6 protein-coding genes are annotated in these 6,143 nt (G+C 35.8%); 4 read left to right on the top strand and 2 right to left on the bottom strand.

All coding sequences use genetic code 11. From position 1 onward, the window contains the following. Positions 1–844: 844 nt before the first annotated feature. Positions 845–1,597 (top strand): alpha/beta hydrolase, encoded by a 753-nt coding sequence (locus ACQKMI_RS05305; RefSeq protein ID WP_427487628.1) that lies wholly within the window; start codon positions 845–847, stop codon positions 1,595–1,597. Between the two features lie 185 nt (positions 1,598–1,782). Then, positions 1,783–3,132 carry a branched-chain amino acid transport system II carrier protein gene (gene brnQ, locus ACQKMI_RS05300; protein ID WP_427487627.1) on the top strand — a complete coding sequence of 450 codons (1,350 nt, stop codon included), beginning with the start codon at positions 1,783–1,785 and terminating at the stop codon, positions 3,130–3,132. A gap of 58 nt (positions 3,133–3,190) precedes the next feature. On the opposite strand, the gene ACQKMI_RS05295 is transcribed toward brnQ, so the two are convergent. Further along, complete coding sequence (locus ACQKMI_RS05295) at positions 3,191–3,949, bottom strand: SDR family oxidoreductase (RefSeq protein WP_427487626.1); 759 nt, start codon at positions 3,947–3,949, stop codon at positions 3,191–3,193. Positions 3,950–4,146: 197 nt separating this feature from the next. Between ACQKMI_RS05295 and ACQKMI_RS05290 the strand changes: the two genes are divergently transcribed. After that, positions 4,147–4,716: a TetR/AcrR family transcriptional regulator gene (locus tag ACQKMI_RS05290; protein WP_427487625.1), complete on the top strand. Its 570-nt coding sequence runs from the start codon at positions 4,147–4,149 to the stop codon at positions 4,714–4,716. A gap of 618 nt (positions 4,717–5,334) precedes the next feature. Here ACQKMI_RS05290 and ACQKMI_RS05285 read toward each other — a convergent pair. After that, positions 5,335–5,541, bottom strand: coding sequence for a hypothetical protein (locus tag ACQKMI_RS05285; protein WP_427487624.1), 207 nt, complete (start codon positions 5,539–5,541; stop codon positions 5,335–5,337). A gap of 109 nt (positions 5,542–5,650) precedes the next feature. On the opposite strand from ACQKMI_RS05285, the gene ACQKMI_RS05280 reads away from it, so the two are divergent. Next, positions 5,651–6,136, top strand: a complete 486-nt coding sequence (locus tag ACQKMI_RS05280; RefSeq protein ID WP_427487623.1) for a DUF2975 domain-containing protein — start codon at positions 5,651–5,653, stop codon at positions 6,134–6,136. Positions 6,137–6,143 lie beyond the last annotated feature (7 nt).

Genomic DNA, 6,143 nt, shown 5'->3' with positions numbered 1-6,143 from the left:
GCATTTACGGGCAGTTGTTCTCGCATCTAATTTCTTTGCTATTACTAAATTTAAAGCGTGAGTTGTGTACCTGACGCTTCGCTTTCAGTATTACTGCCTGTTAATGCGGGATAAAGTGAAACTTTAATCAGTGGGGGTTTTTCTCACTGATTATTAGTCTTCACCAATCGGGCATTTACGGGCAGTTGTTCTCGCATCTAATTTCTTTGCTATTACTAAATTTAAAGCGTGAGTTGTGTACCTGACGCTTCGCTTTCAGTATTACTGCCCGTTAATGCGGGATAAAGTGAAACTTTAATCAGTGGGGGTTTTTCCCACTGATTATTAGTCTTCACCAATCGGGCATTTATGGGCAGTTGTTCTCGCATCTAATTTCTTTGCTATTACTAAATTTAAATTGTGAGTTGTGTACCTGACGCTTCGCTTTCAGTAATACTGCCCGTTAATGCGGGATAAAGTGAAACTTTAATCAGTGGGGGTCTTACCCACTGATTATTAGTCTTCACCAATCGGGCATTTATGGGCAGTTGTTCTCGCACCTAATTTCTTTGCTTTCGCTGAATTTTGAGGTGGAGTCTTGTACCTAACGCTTCGCTTTCAGTACAGATAAATTACTGCCTGAGAATGTGGCATAAAAATTTTTTGAAAAAACTTTACTCTTAAAATGAGAAATGAAAAATGAAAGTAACAGAAAGCGTTATATAACAGTCATTAACCTCACATCATTAATGCATGAAACACATTAATATGATAAAAACTATAAATTGTACATTATGAATAAAGGGTGTTAAGATAGACACATAAATTACACAATTACAAGTTTCCGTGAAGGGGATATTATAAAATGAATTTTTCAAAGCCACAACCTCTAACAATTGAGGGAGGCAAAAAAGCCGTACTATTACTGCATGGATTCACAGGTAGCACAAAAGATGTGAAAAAGCTAGGTGAATTTTTATCGAAACGTGGTTATACAGTTCATGCACCGATTTATAGTGGGCATGGCGTAGAGCCAGAAGCGTTACTTGAAACAAGACCTGAAGACTGGTGGAACGATGTTGTGGAAGGTTATAACTTCCTAAAAAGTAATGGTTATGAAGAAATCGCGGTAGTAGGAATTTCACTTGGCGGCGTATTTTCGTTAAAAGTAGCAGAGACGTTTCCTGTGAAAGCATGTGTTGCCATGTGTGCACCAATCACACGCGATAACTCAAAAGGCTTATTTACACGTTTATATCATTACGCTCGTTTATATAAACATTTTGAAAATAAATCAAAAGATCAAATTATTTCTGAATTACATGAATTACGTATTACACCAAAGGATTCTTTAGATGGTGTGACACGTTTAACGACAGAAACACGCGATGAACTATCTACAATCAAAGCACCTACATTAGTATTACAAGGTTCATTAGATGATGAGCTTTATCAAGAAAGTGCACCATTCATTTTAAATACTGTGGAAACAGATGATAAAGAGATTATTTGGTATGAAAATTCTGGTCATATTATTACATTAGATAAAGAGCGCGAAAAAGTGTATGAGGACGTATATAAGTTTTTAGATCATATAGAGTGGTCGGTAGCAAACTAAGGGGCTGTCAGCAGACAGCTCTTTTAGTTTTGTCTATTTATAGCTAGGAACTGTACAATTAACGATTTTAAAAGAAAAAACTATTGTTTTTCAAATAAATGCTTGATACCATAGTGGAATTGTAGTAAAAATCTCTTCACTTAAATTGTTCGCAATAGTTAAATACATCTAAGGAGTTCATCAAAATGCAACAGAAAATACCTTTTTCAACATATGCAGTCATTGGTACGATGCTTTTCGGACTGTATTTTGGGGCAGGGAATCTTATTTTTCCAATTCAGCTTGGACAATTAGCAGGAACCAACTTTTGGCTTGGCCTAATTGGATTTTTAGTAACAGCTATCGGTTTACCTTTTCTAGGTATTTTAGCTATTGGTTTATCAGGTAGTAACGGTTTGCGTGACTTAGCGAGCCGGGTTCACCCATTATTCGGTGTCATCTTTTCACTAGCTCTCTATTTAACGATCGGTCCTTTTTTTGCGATTCCTCGTACAGCGACAGTTCCGTTTGTTGTTGGCTTTGAACCATATATTCAAGCTGAGCATACAACACTTTTACTTGCTTTATTTAGCTTTGTATTTTTTGCCATCGTTTATTATTTCTCATTGAATCCAGCGAAAATTATGGATTATATCGGAAAATATTTAACACCAGCATTTCTGATTGTGTTATTTATTTTAATTATTATTAGTATTGTCAAACCGATGGGGCATTTCCAACAGCCAATGGGGGATTATATTGATTCAGCATTTATGACAGGCTTTAAAGAAGGCTATAACACAATGGATGCGTTAGCTTCACTAGCTTTTGGTATTGTTGTTATTAATGCAATTAAAAGTGCAGGAATAACAGACAGAAAAGAAATTGCTAAAGCAACGTGGAAATCTGGCATTTTTGCCATGGCATTAATGATGTTAATATACGGTTTAATCACGTATATGGGGGCATCAAGTATGGGAGCTGTTGGTACATTTGACAACGGTGGGTTAATATTTTCCGCAGTGGCAGATCACTATTTTGGATCATTCGGGGCTATTTTATTGGCAGTTATTATTGTCCTTGCTTGTTTAAAGACAAGTATTGGTTTAATCACATCTTGTAGTGAATTTTTCCATGAGGTATTTCCGAAAGTCAGCTATAAATGGTTTGTATTGATCTTGTGCGTTATGTCATTTACAATTGCCAACTTCGGATTAACGAACATTATTAAGTTTGCTATTCCAGTGCTGATGTTCCTATATCCGATAGCAATTGTCTTAATTGTCCTTGCATTATGCTCACCACTATTTAAAAATAAGCAAACGGTATATGCGGTTGCTATGATTTTTACAATTTTTATTAGTGTTATTGATGGCTATAAAGCATTAGTAGTTAGCATTCCTACGGCGAAATTAACTATCTTTGATGCGATTGAGAAAGCTTATTCGAATATTTTACCTTTTTACGACATAGGCTTAGGATGGATATTACCAGCGTTAATTGGGGCATTAATAGGATGCTTATTCCCAGCAAAAAAGCATAAAAATGAATTTTAATTGATAGAAAGCACGCACAATGAATTTTACATGTGCGTGCTTTCTCGTATGTTGAAACTTAGTAAGCTGTCCAACCACCATCAGCAGCAATTACTTGTCCGTTGACAAAGCTTGCTTCATCTGAGCCAAGGAATATTGCAAGCTGAGCGATTTCTTCAGGTTGTCCAGCGCGTGGGTTAATGGACATACCTAGTGATTGGCGTGCTGCACCTGTTTGACTCACGTTTGTCATGGTAGAAGCTATGTTTGTTATAACTGCACCGGGAGCGATACCATTGCAGCGAATATTTTTATCTGCATACATGAATGCTGTGTTTTTTGTCAGTCCAACAACAGCATGCTTAGAAGCGGTGTAGGCAGCCCCAGCACGGCCGCCATAAAGACCACCAGCAGAAATATTATTCACAAATACACCATGTCCTTGAGCAAGGAAAATTTCTGTAGCCATACGCATTGAACGCATAACAGCAGTTGTATTTACCGCGAATACTTTGTCCCAACGCTCATCAGTAACTTCACCAACAGGCTCCATTCCATCCATAATACCGGCATTATTCACTAAAATATCTAATGTGCCAAAAGCATTTTTTGTTTCATCAAATAAGCGTTGTAAATCTTCTGTTGAAGCGACATTTGTTTGAACGGCGATTGCTGTTCCACCAGCTGCTTCAATACCCTCAACAACAGTTTGTGCACCTTCTATATTTAAATCAGAAACTACGACTTTTGCACCTTCTTTTGCATAACCTTCTGCAATTGCTTTACCCATACCTGACGCGGCACCTGTTACGATTGCTACTTTACCTTCTAATCTCATCACAAAAACCTCCTATTAATTATGTTCTTTCACCAGCGTTTGTCCCGGTGATTTTTAGGTTATATTATGTTAGATATTGAACATGTGTTCATTAAAATAATATAATGGATTTGTAAGCGATTTCAATATGCAAAATACGAAGAACTGTTCAGTAATCAACATATAAAAAAAATCTGTTTAATAAGGGGATAAAAAATTTGAACGCCAACGATTTACGAGTTGTCAAAACGAAGCAAGCATTACATAATGCTTTACTAACTTTACTGAGTGAGAAGCCTTTAGAGAACATTACAATCGCAGAAATTTGTCGTGTGGCAAAGGTGAATAGAGGTACCTTTTATTTGCACTACGAGCAAAAGGAAGGGCTATTTGAGGAATACTTTCAGGAAATTATGGAGGATTTGAATAATTCCTACGAGGAACCGTACCGTACAGTAACAACAATGGATAAAAATCAAATAGATCCTAATACTATTCGTATTTTTCATCATATTGAGCGCTTTAAAATGTTCTATCGCATTGTTTTTTCAAAAAATGTACCGCTTACCTACTATTATATGTTATTTGATGGAATTTTCTCTCTGCTAAAAAGGGATATCACCATCCATAATAAAGCACATGATGAGATATCTATTGATTATTATAGTGCGTATCAGGCAAATGCAATCATCGGACTAATTATTCAATGGTATCGCCAAGATTTTGTGGATAGCGTTAGTACCTTGAATAAACAACTTGCGGCTATTTTGCGGATTGGTGAAAAGTGATGAAGAGTTGATTAGAAGTGTAGAACAAAGTGGGTGAATCTCACTTTATTACAAAAAACTGTTATATAAAAAGGTTGAAGTGTCATACTAATGTATAGCTCTTCTACAAAAAAAAGGGGTTGATTTTCCGATTTTTGACCTCTGAGTGTTTGTTATATGTATAACAAATAGGATATTCTAAAATACATTTTTTTGTCAGAATAAAATTATATTTATTTAGTTATTGGTCAACATGCATTTGATTTGCATGTTCGACGGAGATGAATTGTCACTGCCTTTGGGCCATTTTCACAGCACAGATATTTTGCGTTTTGTTTTGAGTGCCCAAAGGCTTTTTGCCATACCGAACGAGCCGAAAATCTAAGATCAAATGGGTAGCATTAAAAGAGAACAAGAGAGTGGAAATCATATTTGTTGGTACAAGGGCTGAAAAAATTTTGCACAGACCACAAAATTTTTGCCGAAAGCCCCATTGCACAAACACCAAGTTTTATTATTCCATGATCGGGAATGATTTAAAGTAAAGACGTATTTTTGAAGGGGAAAAGCATTGCTGAAAAAACTGTTCGGAGAACTCGTATCAAATCGCCATCTTCAGTATCATCTAAATTCAACTGTTTATTTATTTTTATTATGCAGTTCCAATGACTCTTCAATTTCGTCCCATTTTACATTCACTTGTATAACTTCATCTTCACTTACTTTTGCCCCGCCTTTTGAACCTTCTACTGAGGTAAATATTAAACTTTTAGGAGGTTCAGTGAAATCCTCTGTTTTATCTCCACTGCTGTTAACTGTTTTAAAGGAGTACTCAAGTTTCCGCATGGATATATAAATAACAATAATAATGTAATTAAAAACAATGCGAATTTATCGCAAAACGATAAATGATGTGTTAAATTTATAATGTTATTAAATAAGTGAGGTGCTTAATATGAATGTTAAACGAGGTTCAACAACTTTCTTAAAGGTAATTATTTTTCTGGCTGGAATTGCAGTTCTTGCTTTATGTATATTTTTAGTACCCCATATTGCTAATTTCGCAGCAAGATTGTATCCAAATTTTTCCCTAATGAAATATCTCATTTTCATAGTGATGTATGGATCGGCTGTGCCTTTTTACTTTGCTCTCTATCAGGCTTTTAATCTTTTACGATACATTGACGAGAACACAGCGTTCTCGGAATTATCTGTAAAGGCGTTAAAGAACATAAAGTGCTGTGCGATTATAATCAGTGGTTTGTATGTATTAGGTTTGCCACTCTTCCGTTTTATAGCAAAAAAAGTTGACCCTCCTATTGGAATAATGGGATTCATCATCATTTTTGCTTCGTTGATTATCGCCGTTTTTGCTGCTATCCTCCAACGGCTTCTACAAGAAGCGATTAATATAAAATCAGAAAATGATTTGACGGTCTGAGGTGGAT

The organism is Lysinibacillus sp. NPDC097214 (assembly GCF_050277945.1).
GTDB classification, from domain to species: domain Bacteria; phylum Bacillota; class Bacilli; order Bacillales_A; family Planococcaceae; genus Lysinibacillus; species Lysinibacillus xylanilyticus_B.
This window is presented reverse-complemented; position numbering and strand designations above follow the sequence as displayed.